At 67.2% G+C, this 433-nt stretch carries 1 pseudogene; it reads right to left on the reverse strand.

The features are described 5' to 3' along the window. Positions 1-433 (reverse strand): annotated as a pseudogene (locus IF17_RS0135810) (carbamoyl phosphate synthase large subunit); the annotation flags it as partial.

A 433-nucleotide genomic window follows, 5' to 3' on the forward strand; every position in this document is an offset into this window, starting at 1 on the left:
GTAGGAGGAGTAGAAGTACGGGGTCTTCGCCGCGAACTCCGCCGCACACGTATCCACCGTCTTGTACACCGGCCGGATCCCCAGCGCATGCCGCACCTCGCGCACGACGTCCTCGCGCAGACCCCGGATCTCACCGATCTGGGCATCGGAGAACCCGTGCCGCTTCGCCTCCGCGATCAGACCGGCGTCCAAGCGCTCGGCCGAGGCCAGCTCGTCGGCGATCTCCTTGATCAGGAACAGCTGGTCGACGAACCAGGGGTCGATCTTCGTGGAGTCGAAGACCTCCTCCTGCGTGGCCCCGGCGCGGATCGCCTGCATCACCGTGTTAATCCGACCGTCCGTAGGCCGGACCGCCTCGGCCAGCAGCTCGGCCTTGTCACCGACCGGGCCGGTGAAGGCGAACTGCGAGCCCTTCTTCTCCAGCGACCGCAGG

Origin of the sequence: Streptomyces cyaneofuscatus, from assembly GCF_000718135.1 — a bacterium.
Classification (GTDB): Bacteria; Actinomycetota; Actinomycetes; order Streptomycetales; family Streptomycetaceae; genus Streptomyces; species Streptomyces cyaneofuscatus.